12 protein-coding genes are annotated in these 11,940 nt (G+C 69.8%); 7 read left to right on the top strand and 5 right to left on the bottom strand.

Annotation, left to right across the window (positions count from 1 at the left end; all coding sequences use genetic code 11):
* Positions 1-106: 106 nt before the first annotated feature.
* The 3 genes from V7778_RS24430 to V7778_RS24420 form a co-directional block, all read right to left on the bottom strand.
* Positions 107-946, bottom strand: coding sequence for a glucose 1-dehydrogenase (locus V7778_RS24430; protein ID WP_335560146.1), 840 nt, complete (start codon positions 944-946; stop codon positions 107-109).
* Between the two features lie 39 nt (positions 947-985).
* The gene (locus tag V7778_RS24425; protein WP_335560144.1) at positions 986-2,119 is read right to left on the bottom strand and encodes a mechanosensitive ion channel family protein; all 1,134 of its coding nucleotides are present in this window, start codon (positions 2,117-2,119) and stop codon (positions 986-988) included.
* A 155-nt stretch (positions 2,120-2,274) separates the two neighbouring features.
* Entirely contained in the window at positions 2,275-2,454 is a 180-nt protein-coding gene (locus tag V7778_RS24420) for a DUF3606 domain-containing protein (RefSeq protein WP_335560143.1), read from the bottom strand.
* A 154-nt stretch (positions 2,455-2,608) separates the two neighbouring features.
* Between V7778_RS24420 and V7778_RS24415 the strand changes: the two genes are divergently transcribed.
* The 3 genes from V7778_RS24415 to V7778_RS24405 are packed head-to-tail and all read left to right on the top strand — an operon-like array spanning position 2,609 to position 4,757.
* The gene (locus tag V7778_RS24415; RefSeq protein ID WP_335560141.1) at positions 2,609-2,932 is read left to right on the top strand and encodes a thioredoxin family protein; all 324 of its coding nucleotides are present in this window, start codon (positions 2,609-2,611) and stop codon (positions 2,930-2,932) included.
* On the top strand, positions 2,929-4,239 hold the full coding sequence (locus V7778_RS24410) for an MFS transporter (protein WP_335560139.1): 1,311 nt from the start codon (positions 2,929-2,931) through the stop codon (positions 4,237-4,239). The genes V7778_RS24415 and V7778_RS24410 overlap by 4 nt, the downstream gene beginning before the upstream one ends.
* Positions 4,240-4,259: 20 nt before the next feature.
* The gene (locus tag V7778_RS24405; protein WP_335560138.1) at positions 4,260-4,757 is read left to right on the top strand and encodes a GNAT family N-acetyltransferase; all 498 of its coding nucleotides are present in this window, start codon (positions 4,260-4,262) and stop codon (positions 4,755-4,757) included.
* Here the strand turns inward: V7778_RS24405 and V7778_RS24400 are convergent.
* Positions 4,745-5,530, bottom strand: coding sequence for a DUF481 domain-containing protein (locus V7778_RS24400; RefSeq protein WP_442920756.1), 786 nt, complete (start codon positions 5,528-5,530; stop codon positions 4,745-4,747). The genes V7778_RS24405 and V7778_RS24400 overlap by 13 nt on opposite strands.
* Before the next feature lie 270 nt (positions 5,531-5,800).
* Positions 5,801-6,901: a hypothetical protein gene (locus tag V7778_RS24395; RefSeq protein ID WP_335560134.1), complete on the bottom strand. Its 1,101-nt coding sequence runs from the start codon at positions 6,899-6,901 to the stop codon at positions 5,801-5,803.
* Positions 6,902-7,019: 118 nt separating this feature from the next.
* On the opposite strand from V7778_RS24395, the gene V7778_RS24390 reads away from it, so the two are divergent.
* From V7778_RS24390 to V7778_RS24375, 4 genes are all read left to right on the top strand, one after another.
* Positions 7,020-9,614, top strand: coding sequence for an ATP-binding protein (locus V7778_RS24390; RefSeq protein ID WP_335560132.1), 2,595 nt, complete (start codon positions 7,020-7,022; stop codon positions 9,612-9,614).
* On the top strand, positions 9,611-10,243 hold the full coding sequence (locus V7778_RS24385; protein WP_335560131.1) for a response regulator transcription factor: 633 nt from the start codon (positions 9,611-9,613) through the stop codon (positions 10,241-10,243). Before V7778_RS24390 ends, V7778_RS24385 begins: the two co-directional genes overlap by 4 nt.
* A 367-nt stretch (positions 10,244-10,610) precedes the next feature.
* Positions 10,611-11,081, top strand: a complete 471-nt coding sequence (locus V7778_RS24380; RefSeq protein WP_335560129.1) for a chemotaxis protein CheW — start codon at positions 10,611-10,613, stop codon at positions 11,079-11,081.
* On the top strand, positions 11,068-11,940 hold an 873-nt coding region (locus V7778_RS24375), incomplete at its 3' end, for a CheR family methyltransferase (protein WP_335560127.1). The genes V7778_RS24380 and V7778_RS24375, both read left to right, overlap by 14 nt.

The raw sequence follows: 11,940 nt of genomic DNA, 5'->3' as shown, positions 1-11,940 counted from the left end.
CAGGCGCGCGGCGCCCTTCAGTCGGCGGCCGAGTCCACCTCGTCGGCCAATGCGGCGGTCTCGTTCAGCGGCAGTGCGAGCGCAGGCGCCGCCGGTAGCCAGGCAGCTACAGGATCGGCGTCCCGCCCGTGACGGCGATCCGCGCGCCCGAGATGTAGCTGGCTTCATCCGAAGCCAGCATCACGAACACGGGCGCCACTTCCTTCGGCTGGCCGGGCCGCTTCATCGGCACCTGCTGGCCGAACGATGCCACCTCGTCCGGCGGCATGGTGGAGGGAATCAGGGGCGTCCAGATCGGCCCCGGCGCCACTGAATTGACGCGGATGCCCTTGTCCGCCAGCAGCTGGGCCAGGCCCGCCGTGAAGTTGGCGATCGCGCCCTTGGTGGTGGCGTAGGCGAGCAGTGTCGGCTTGGGCTTGTCCGAGTTGATCGAGGTGGTGTTGATGATGGACGAACCCGGCTTCATGTGCCTCACCGCCGCTTTACACAGGTGGAACATGGCCGTGATGTTGACCTTGAAGGTGTAGTCCCATTCCTCATCCGGAATCTCTTCCAGCGCATCGCGGCTCATCTGGAAGGCCGCGTTGTTGACCAGGACGTCGATGCGGCCGAATTCGGCCGCCGCCCTGTCGACGATGGCGCGGCAGTGGGCCGGGTCGGCCAGGTCGCCGGCCATCAGCACCGCCTTGCGCCCGGCTTCCTCGACCAGGCGCGCCGTTTCCTTCGCGTCCTCGTGCTCGTTCAGGTAGGCGATCAGGACGTCCGCGCCCTCGCGCGCATAGGCCAGGGCGACCGCGCGCCCGATACCGCTGTCGCCGCCCGTGATGACGGCGGCCTTGTCCTTCAGCCGTCCGCTGCCGCGGTAGCTGGTTTCGCCGTGGTCGGCGGGCGGGTCGAGGGCGGCTTCGACGCCCGGTGCTTCCTGCTGCTGCTTGGGCTGGTTCATGGATGGCTCCGGGTGTGCTCCGTGTGTGGGTCAGGTCGGTCAGGGGGTCAGGTAGCGCGCCGGAACCGCTGGCCGGACGCCGGCGGCGCGCGCTTGCGGCGCCGGCTGGTCCTGCAGCTCCTGCAGCAGCAGGTGCTGCGGCCGCGGTGCGGTGGAGATGCCGAGCTCCTCGAACATGCGCAGCGCGTCCAGGTTGATCGCCTGCTGCGTGTCCATGAAGAGGGTGTAGTCGGCGTCCAGCATGGTGTACACCACCTCGTACTCGATCCAGTTCTGGTCCACGGTCTTGAGGTGGGCGCGGTCGAAACGCAGCTTGTCGTGCTTGCCGATCAATGCGCCCAGTGCCTGCGGCACACGCGCGGCCAGCTCCGGGGGGGTGGCCGGGTTGACGCGCAGCGCGAACTGGATGCGGCGCGTGCTCATGCGCCGGTAGTTGTAGACCGTGTTGCGCAGCAGTTCCGCGTTGGCGATCACGATCTGCTCGCCGCCCAGGGCGCGGATGCGGGTGGTCTTCAGGCCGACATGCTCCACCGTCCCCGAGAAATGATTCACCGAGATCGAGTCGCCCACCTCGAAGGGCTTGTCGACCGCGATCGACAGCGAGGCGAACAGGTCGCCCAGGATGTTCTGCACGGCCAGCGCGATCGCGATGCCGCCGATGCCCAGGCTGGCGACGAAGGTGGTGACATTGATCCCCAGGTTGGACAGCATGGCCAGCACGAAGATCGCCCAGACGCTGGTCTGCAGCACCCAGATCACCAGGGTGTGCGCCACGCTGACCTGTTCGTCCTCGGCGCCGTGGCTGTGGGCGCGGAAGTAGCGCCGCGCCGCGACCTTGATCGCGCGGTGCAGGTAGAGCGCCAGCTGGACCCCGAGCGTGAAGAACCACAGGTGCCCCAGGCGCGTGTTCCAGGGTTCGGGCAGGTCGAGCACCGACAGGCCGATCAGGATCGAGGTGGCCAGGATCGCGAGGGTGCTGGTATGGGCGAGGGTCCGGCTGAGCACTTCGGCGACCGGGCGGTGGGCGCGCTCCTCGCTCAGGCGCGACAGGCGCTTGCGCATCAGGAGCAGGACGCCGTGCATCAGGACGAAGCTGCCGACGGCGGCGCCCAGGGCGAACAGGCCGTTGGCGAGGGAAATATCGAGCGACTGAACGAAGGCGGAAATCGTCAAACTGGTCTCCTTTCTGGAATGCCCCGGCCGGCGGCGCCATGCCGGACGCCGGACGACAGGCAACAAGAGAGGGCGGGCGCGGGCGATGGCGCCTCAGGCAGCCCATGCTGCCGCGATGGGTGGGGGGCGCGGGCCCAGGGGACCCGCGCCGGGGATCAGCGGCGGCCGAGGTGGGCGCGCACGGCTTCCGCGCTGGGACCGACCGCCTTCACGGCGCGCTCCAGCTCTTCGCGGCTCACGCCCAGGGCTTCGGTCCAATGACGGACCTCCCATTCCTCGTGCACGTTGATGCGGGAACGATCTTGCGATCCGGCTTTTTGCAGGTTATCCGACATGATTGCCTCCTTTTTACGTGTCCAGGGCCAGAGTGCCATCCATGGCCGAGGTGTTCCGTTCGCTGTTTCACGTTGGGGAAAGCGAAGGGCATGCCAGGCGCCCGGTTTTCAGGTAGGCTTACAGTATCGGTATAGCAACAGTGAGGAGACGATCATGGCAGCACCCTATGACACCGCGCAGCCCGAACGCAGCGCCATCGATGCGACGCCCGGCCTCGTGGCCCTGGACTTCGGCGCCAACTGGTGCGGTTATTGCCGCGCCGCCGAGCCGGCCATCGACCAGGCCCTGGCCGACTACCCGTCGGCCCGCCACATCCGCGTCGAGGACGGCCCCGGCCGCCCGCTCGGCCGCTCCTTCCGCATCAAGCTCTGGCCCACGGTGGTGGTGCTGAAGGATGGGCAGGAAGTGGCGCGCGTGGTGCGCCCCGACAGCGCCGACGAAGTGCGCATGGCCCTGGCCCAGGCAGGCGACGCATGAGCGTGGCGTCGTCCGCCGCCAGCGCACCGGCCAACAAGCCGCGCACCGTCCTGTTCGCCAGCCTGATCGGGACCACGATCGAGTTCTACGACTTCTACATCTATGCCACGGCCGCGGTGCTGGTGTTCCCGCGCCTGTTCTTCCCGGCCGCCGATCCCGCCGCGGCCACCCTGCAGTCGCTGGCCACCTTTGCCATCGCCTTCTTCGCGCGTCCGGTCGGCTCGGCCGTGTTCGGTCACTTCGGCGACCGCATCGGCCGCAAGGCGACCCTGGTCGCGGCCCTGCTGACCATGGGCCTGTCCACGGTCCTGATCGGCATGCTGCCGACCTATGCCGCGATCGGCACGCTGGCGCCCCTCCTGCTGGCCCTGTGCCGCTTCGGACAAGGGCTGGGCCTGGGCGGCGAGTGGGGCGGGGCGGTGCTGCTCGCCACCGAGAACGCGCCGCCGGGCAAGCGCGCCTGGTACGGCATGTTCCCGCAGTTGGGGGCGCCGATCGGCTTCTTCCTGTCGGGCGGCACCTTCCTGCTGCTGGGCGAGATCCTGAGCGACGAGGAGTTCTTCACCTGGGGCTGGCGCGTCCCCTTCCTGGCCAGCGCGCTGCTGGTGGCGGTCGGCCTGTGGGTGCGCCTCAGAATCACCGAGACCCCGGACTTCCAGAAGGTGCTGGACCGCAACGAACGGGTCAAGGTACCGGCGGTCGCCGTGTTCGCGCAGCATGGCCGCGCGCTGGTGCTGGGCACCCTGATCGCGCTCGCCACCTTCGTCGTGTTCTACCTGATGACGGTGTTCGCGCTAAGCTGGGGCACCTCGAAGCTGGGCTTCTCGCGCCAGCAGTTCCTGCTGCTGCAGCTGTTCGCGGTGGTGTTCTTCGCGCTCACCATTCCGCCGTCGGCACTGCTGGCCGACCGCCACGGCCGGCGCGCCGCCATGATCGTGGTCAGCGCCGCGATCGCCGCCTTCGGCCTGCTCTACGGCCCCCTGTTCGGCGCCGCTACCCTGCTGTCGGCTGGCGTGTTCATGGTGCTGGGCATGTGCCTGGTGGGCTTTACCTACGGGCCGCTGGGCACCCTGCTGGCCGAGCTGTTCCCGGCCGAGGTGCGCTATACCGGGGCCTCGCTCACCTTCAATTTCGCCGGCATCCTGGGTGCTTCGCTGGCGCCTTACGTGGCGACCTGGCTGGCCACCAACTACGGCCTGGAGTACGTGGGCTACTACCTGAGCGCGGCCGCATTGCTGAGTCTGCTCGCCCTGGTGCTGGCCGGTCCGCCAGGCCGGGTGGGCCGGGCGCAGCCGGCGGCGCATTGAGCACGCGGCGCTCAAGCGCCTTGTCCGCCCGCGTACCGAAAGAGGGCGACGCCGCCTTCCTGGCAGCGCTGTACCTGTCCGCCCGGCCTGACCTGGGCGCGCTGCCGGTGCCGCGCAGCGTGATCGAAGGCATCGCCCGTTACCAGCAGGCGCAGCAGCGCCTGGCCTATGCGCACGCCTGGCCGGGCGCCGAGGAATGGATACTGGAAGACGGGGAAGGGCCGCTGGGCCGGCTGGTGCTCGACCGGGGGGCGGACGCGCTGCGGGTGGTCGACCTGGCGGTCGCGCCGCGCGCCCGGCGCCGCGGCCATGCGCGCACCCTGTTGCGGGCCTTGCAGGACGAGGCGGCGGACAGCGGCCGGGCGCTGACCCTGCGCGTCAGGCTGGACAATGCGCCCGCGCGCCGGCTCTATGCCGGCCTGGGATTCGTGGCGCTCTCCAGCGACGGGACGAAGCAAGAGCCGCAGCAGGAACTGCGCTGGTCCGCATCCCCGGCCGGCTTACCTCAGAACGAATAGACCATCGTCAGCGAGGTCTGGGTGTCCGTGTTCTTCTTGTCGCTCGGGACATTGGTGTCGTTGCGCACGCTGAAGCCGGCCTTCATCTGCATGGTGCCGTTGATCTTGGTGCTGAGCGAGGTCTCGGACACCGAGTGGGTGTTCGAGGTGCCTTTCTCGACGCTGACGCTCTGGGCGAAGTAGGCCGAGGGGCTGACGCGCCAGCGGAACTGGGCCGCGCCGCGTACCGTCACGCCGTTCTCGTCCTCGCCCGTGGCGCGCTCGCCGGCGAAATAGCCCGGACCGATCTCGACGTCCAGAGTCTTGTCGGTCTGGTCGAGCCAGCGCGAGCCGTGGCCGATGCCGATGGTCGAATAGCGGGTGTAGGCGCCGAAGCGGTCGTTGACGTGCGAGCCGAGCACGAAGGCGCGGCGGCCCGGGCCGACCAGCTTGCGCGAGGCCTTGGCCGATGCCGCCCAGCGTTCGGCAGAACGGCTGGTCTGCCTGACGCCCTCGTCGTCCTCGTACTCGTCTTCCTTGAAGAAACCGCTGAGGATGAACTCGTGGCTCCAGTCGACCGTCTCGTGGCGCGCGTCGATCTTGCCGGTCACCGAGGTGCCGGTGGTGTTGCCCGAGGTCGTGATCGCACCGAGTTCGGCGGAGGTGAACCAGCCGCCTTCCGGAATGTCGAGCGGCTTGGCGACGGTGAGCGGGGCGTGGACGTTGCCGACATCGGGGAGATCGGGGGCCGCGGCATGGGCGGGGGCCAGGCTCCGCAGGGCCAGGAGGGACACTAGGAGAGACGCAAGGATCGTGGGTGATTTCATTGGCATCTGTGCGGCGGCGACCGCGAACCTGGAAGGCGCGGCAGACCTGCCGGCCCGTCGTTCGTGGATTGGCGCCGCGCGACGGGTTTGTCCCGGAATGCGGCAACTTGGCCGACATTGTATCCTAAAGACGGCGCGATGAGATGCTTTACGGCACCTTGTTCGCCTCTCCCATAGGTAAAGTGTGGCGTATTGACGCTTCAAAGTTTGCAATTGCCCATGCGCAATCGGTAGAATTTATGTAGATGACTGGCAGCATTCCGCTTGCCGGCGCCTGAGGAGTGTCGAACCGCCATGCCCAGCCATGAGGCCGCCCCTGGGACGGAGGTCCTGCCCGGTTTTGCCAAGCTTCCCGGCGCCGCCGGCGACAAGGATTGGAGCGCTACCCCGCTCGGGCCGCCGGATGCCTGGCCGCCGGAACTGCGCGCGGCCGCCGTCACTTGCCTCAGCTCGCAATTCTCCCTCGCGCTGGTCTGGGGTCCGGAATTCATCTACCTCTACAACGAAGCGGCGAGCGGCGTTTTCGGCGACAAGCATCCCTGGGCCATGGGCCAGCGTGCGAGCGATGTCTGGCCTGACGCCTGGCCCACCTTCGGGCCGATGCTCGAGTCGGTCTACCGCAGCGGACAGGCGGTGCGCAACGACGACCTGGAACTGGTGCTGGATCCGCACGGACAACTGGTCGAGTCCTATTTCACCTTTTCCTATAGCCCGATCGTCAGTGCCGAGGACGAGGTCGGCGGCGTGTTCGTCGTGTTCATGGAAACCACCCAGCGCATCCTGGCCGAGCGCCGCCAGCGCACCGTGGCCGACCTGGCCACGGCGGTGGCGCGGGGGCGGCGCAGCGACGACCTGGTGATGCGGGTGCGCGAGGCGCTCGCGCGCAACCCGCGCGACTTGCCCTTCAGCGCCTTGCTGCGCAGCCAGGCCGGCGGCGACCTGGAATGCCTGTTCTGCACCGGGCACGCGCCGGGCTCCGCTCCTCCTTGCAGCGCGCTCGCGGACGCGCTCGCTGGAGCGGCGCAGGCTGCGATCGCGACCGGCCGGGTACAGGTGCTGGACGCCGGGCCGGCCCTCGGCGTGCTGGGACATTGCGGCCCCTGGCCGGAAGCGCCGCGCCAGATGCTGGCCGTTCCTTTCCGGCTCGGCGGCCAGGACCTGCCGGACGGCGTGCTGCTCGCCGGCGTCAATCCGCGCAGCCCGCTCGACCCCGCCTACCGGGCATTTTTCGACCAGGTGGGCGGCCACGTCGCGCACGCGGTGGCGATTGCCGAGGCCGACGCCGCGGAGCGCCGCCACCGGGCCGCGATGGCCGAACTGGAACGCAGCCGTTCGCATTTCTTCGCCAGCGCCAGCCATGAACTACGCACCCCGCTGACCCTCGTGCTGGGGCCGCTCGGAGCGCTGCTCGACGACGCGCCGCGCGCTGCCGCCCGGCGCCCGCGAACAGGTCGACATGGCGCACCGCAACGCGCGCCGTCTGCACAAGCTGGTCGACTCGCTGATGGACTTCGCCCGCATCGAGGCAGGCGCCCTGCCGGTGGTGCTCGAAGCGGTCGATCCCGGCCCGGTCACGGCCGAGATCGCGGCGCTGTTCCGGGCGCCGGTCGAGGCGGCGGGCCTGCGCCTGACCTTGAACAACACGCTGCCGCCGGGCGCCGCGCTGCTCGATCGCGACATGTGGGAGAAGATGGTCTTCCACCTGCTGTCGAACGCCTTCAAGTTCACCTTGGAGGGCGGCATCGCGCTGCGCCTCGGCGGCGCCGAAGGCCGGATCGAGCTCGAGGTGGCCGACACCGGCATCGGCATCGAGGAGGACGAAGTAGGGCGCGTGTTCGATCGTTTCTACCGCAGCCGCAGGGCCGCCGGCCGCAGCGCCGAGGGGAGCGGCGTGGGCCTGTCCCTGGTGCGCGAACTGGCGCGCATGCATGGCGGCGACGTGGCGCTGGAGAGCCGGCGCGGGCTGGGCAGCCGCTTTACGGTGCGGCTCCCCTGGCGCCGGCCCGATCCGTCCCAGACGGGAGCGGCGGCGCCGACCGGGGCTCCGCCTTCGCTGGCGCGGCGCGCCCGCTTCCGCGACGAGTTGCTGCGCTATGGCCTGGGCGCCGCCGAGGGCGCCGATGCCGGTGCGCGGCCGGCGGGCGAGGGCATCCGGGTGCTGGTGGTCGAACGCGACCCGGACGTGGTGCGCTATGTCGCGCGCCTGCTGCAGGATGGCTGCCGGGTGGCCTCGGCGCACAGCGCCGACGCCGCCATGGCCGCGATCCGGCTTGGTGCGCCCGACCTGGTGCTGGCCGATTCGACCCTGCCCGGCCAGGACGGCCAGGGCGGGCTGGAGCTGGTGCGGCGCATCCGCGCCGACGGCGCGGCGCGCGCGGTGCCGGTGCTGGTGCTGTCCGCGCGCGCGGGCGAGGAGGCGCGCCTCGAGGCGCTCGAGGCCGGCGCCGACGACTTCCTGGCCAAGCCCTTCAGCGGCCGCGAGCTGATCGCGCGGGTGCGCTCGCATGTGCAGATGGCGCGCGTACGGCGCGCCGCGTTCGAACAGGAAACCGCGCTGCGGCGCCAACTTGCCGAGCTGCGCCACGACCTGGCCACCGTGCTGGACGGCACCCGCGACACCGTCGTCAGCCTCGACCGGGTGCAGCGCGTGGTGGCGCTCAATGACGCCGCCGCGGCGGCGGCCGGCCTGCCCAAGGAGCGCCTGGTCGGCGCCACCGTGCGGCGCCTGATTCCCGATCTCCCCGGCAGCGAGCTGGAAGCAGCGCTGCGCGGCGCCATCGAAGGGCGCGACACCGCTCCGGTCGAGTATTTTCACAGGGCCACCGGGCGCTGGTACGAGGTGCGCTGCTACAGCGCTCCCCATGGCGCGCTGCTGTTCGGCACCGATGTCACCGGCCGCAAGCTGGCCGAGCAGGCGCGCCGCCAGGCCCACGCCGAGCTCGAACGCCGGGTCGAGGAACGCACCGAGGCGCTGCGCGCGGCCAACGGCCTGCTGGCCGCGGTGTTCGACCGCGCCCCTGGCGGCGTCGCCCTGTCCGACCGCGAGGGACGTATCGTGCGCGCCAACGACGCCTACGCGGCCCTGGTGGGGCTGGACGCCGCGATGCTGCCGGAGCGCAGCCTGGACGAGTGGATCGAGGCGGCCGACCTGGCGCGCCTGCGCGATGGGCACGCTCGCCTGCTGGCGGGCGCCTGCGGCAGCTTCGAGATCGAATTGCGCTACCGCTGTCCCGACGGCAGGCGCCTGTGGGTGGCGCACTTCGTGTCCCTGATCCTGCCGGCCTGGCGCGGCGAGCGCTGCTTCGTGACCATCGCGCGCGACGTCACCGCGCGCAAGCGCAGCGAGACCGAAAGCGAGACCGCGCGCCTGGAATTGCGCACCCTGTACGAGCGCCTGCAATCGGTGCGCGAGAACGAGCGCAAGGCGCTGGCGCGCGAGGTGCACGACCAGCTGGGCCAGATCCTGTCGGCGGCCAAGATCGACATCAAGCTGCTCGAGGACGACCTGCGCGACGACTCGCGCCCGATGGTGCGTCCCGCCATCCTGGGCGAACTCGGCTCGGCCAGCGCCACCCTGGAGCGGGCCATCGGCCTGGTGCGCGAGATCGCCACCGAGCTGCGCGCGCCCGAGCTGGACGAGCAGGGACTGTACGCGGCCATCACCTGGCACGTGCACGACTTCGAGCGCCGCACCCGGATCGCCTGCCACGTGACTTTCGAGCCGAGCCGTCCCCATCCATCGCGGGCGGCGGCGGCGGCGTTGTTGCGCATCCTTCAGGAAGCCATGACCAACGTGCTGCGCCACGCCCAGGCGAGCAAGGTCTGGGTCAGCCTGGAGCGGCGAGGCGCCATGCTGGTGCTGCGGGTGCGCGACGACGGTGTCGGCATCGCCCGCGCAAGCTTGCGCCGCGGCGTCTCGCTCGGCCTGCAGGGCATGCGCGAGCGCGCCGAACTGGTCGATGGCAAGCTGCTGGCCGGCCCCCTTGCTCCACGCGGCACCCTGGTGTCCGCGCGCGTTCCCCTACATTCGACACAAGGATCCCGTTCATGATCAGCCTCGTCATCGCCGACGACCACGAATTGCTGCGCGAAGGCGTCAAGAAGATCATCCGCTCGGCGCCTGGCCTGCGCGTGGTCGGCGAGGCAGCCGACCTGGAGCAGGCGCTCCGGCTGGTGGGACAGCACCAGCCCGACCTGCTGGTGCTGGACATCTCCCTGCCCGGCCACGATGGGCTGGACGGATTGTCCGAGGTGCGCCGGCAATTCCCGGAGCAGCGCGTACTCATGCTCAGCATGTATGGGGAAGAGCGCTATGCGCTCCCCGCGCTGAAGGCGGGAGCGGCCGGCTACATCACCAAGACCATGGCGGCCGAGGAGCTGGTCAAGGCAATCCGCAAGGTGATGGAGGGCGGCACCTACATCGGTCCGCGCCTGGCCGAGCTGCTGGCCCAGGAGGCACGGGCGCCGGAAACGGGCGCTCCGCACGAACGCCTGACGGCGCGCGAGAGCGAGATCCTGGCCCTGATCGGCGCCGGACTGCAGGTCAAGCAGGTCGCCGCCGAGCTGGGGATCAGCGTCAGCTCGGTGAACACCTATCGCCTGCGCATTTTCCAGAAGATGGGCTTGCAATCGAACGCTGCGCTGATCCGCTATGCCGTCCAGCACGGGCTGGTGGGCTGAAGCCATGCACCGCAGGGCCGTCCCTGCTCCTTCCAGCGCACGATAGGTCATTTAGTTGCTAACGGGCAACGATATTGACACTTGTTTATGTCGTTAAATTTGCGACATGAAATGTCAAATCTATGACGTTCGGTTAACAGGATAGTTTTATCTCAATAGCTATTTCCATATAAAAAACAACGACTTGAGGCGGTCTACCCGCCTTGCATGGGCACGCCGGCATGGGCGAGGAGGCGCACACAGCAGGTAACTCCCGTGTTGTGACGGACAGGACTTGGGTAGGATTTCAACGTTAATTGTCCTGCGTCAATGCACAACGGGTGGCTCCCGTTTTTGCACCTGCGAACCTACAACCAGCCCAAGCAGCATGATGCGACTGATCGAATTCGAATGCCGCGGCCAGCACCTCGGACTGCCGCTCGCCTGCGTGCGGCGCGCGGTGCCGTGCGCGGAGCCGGCGCCCCTGCCTGGCGGCGGCGCCATCGTGCTCGGCGTCCTCAACGTCGCGGGCGAGATGGTGGTGGTGGTCGACGTGGGGCGCCGTCTCGGCCTGACGCCGGCGCCGCTCGACCCGGCGCAGCAGATCCTGGTCGCCGAACTGTCGGGCTTCCTCGCAGGGATCGTCGTCGACCGCATCCACGGCGTCACCGAGCGCGACCCGGCGCAGCTGTTCCCCGGCCAGGTGGGCGCCGCGCCCTACGTGGCGGGCATGGTGCGCCTCGAGGATGGACTGTGCCTGGTGGTCGAGCCGGCCCGTTTCCTGTTCCCGGACGAGCGCGCGGCCCTGGCTGGCGCCCTCACCGGCGCCGCACACGGAGACCTCCATGCGCCTGCCTGAACCCATCGAGCGCGCCGCATGCCGCATCGAGACCGAGACCGGCCTGCACTTCGCCGGGGCGCGCAGGCGCGAACTGCCGGCGGCCTTCGCGCGCATGGCCCGGGAAGCGGGCCAGGCCGACGCCGCCGCGCTGGCCGCGTGGCTACTGGACGGTCCCTGGGACGCCGCCCGGACCGCCCTGTGCGCGCGCCACCTGAGCATTGGCGAAACCTATTTCTTCCGCGAGCCGCGCGGTCTGGACCTGCTGTGCGAAGTCGCGCGCGCCAGGCTGGCGGCCAACCCGGAGTCCGGGCTGCGCGTCTGGAGCGCCGGCTGCGCGACCGGCGAGGAACCCTACTCGCTGGCGCTGGCGCTGCGCATCGGCGTGCCCCAGCTGGCGCCGGAACGGACCGCGATCCTGGCCACCGACCTGAATCCCGCCAGCCTGGATACGGCGCGCGCCGCGGTCTACCGCGACTGGTCCTTCCGCCGCACCGGGCCGGTACTGCGCGCCGCATGGTTCGCCGAGACCGCGCCGGGGCGCTACCAGCTGCGCCCCGAGGTGAGGCGCCAGGTGCGCTTCGCCCAGCTCAACCTGGTGCAAGGACCGTATCCGCCCGACTGCATGGCCATGGATGTGATCTTCTGCCGCAACGTGCTGATGTACTTTTCGCGTACGCAGATGCGCGATGTCGTGGCGCGCCTGCGCGACTGCCTGGTGGAAGGCGGCTGGCTGGTCGTCAATCCCAGCGAAGCCTCGTCCGAGCTGTTCGCCGGCTTCACGCCGCGCTACCACCCGGATGCCGTGCTCTACCGCAAGGACAGCCGGCGCGCCGGGACGGCTGCGGCGCCCGCCGCACCGCCATCGGACCATGGGCCG

Origin of the sequence: Massilia sp. DD77 (genome assembly GCF_036961685.1) — a bacterium.
Lineage (GTDB): Bacteria > Pseudomonadota > Gammaproteobacteria > Burkholderiales > Burkholderiaceae_D > Telluria.
Note: the sequence above shows the minus strand (reverse complement) of the source record. Positions and strands in the feature narration are given on the sequence as shown.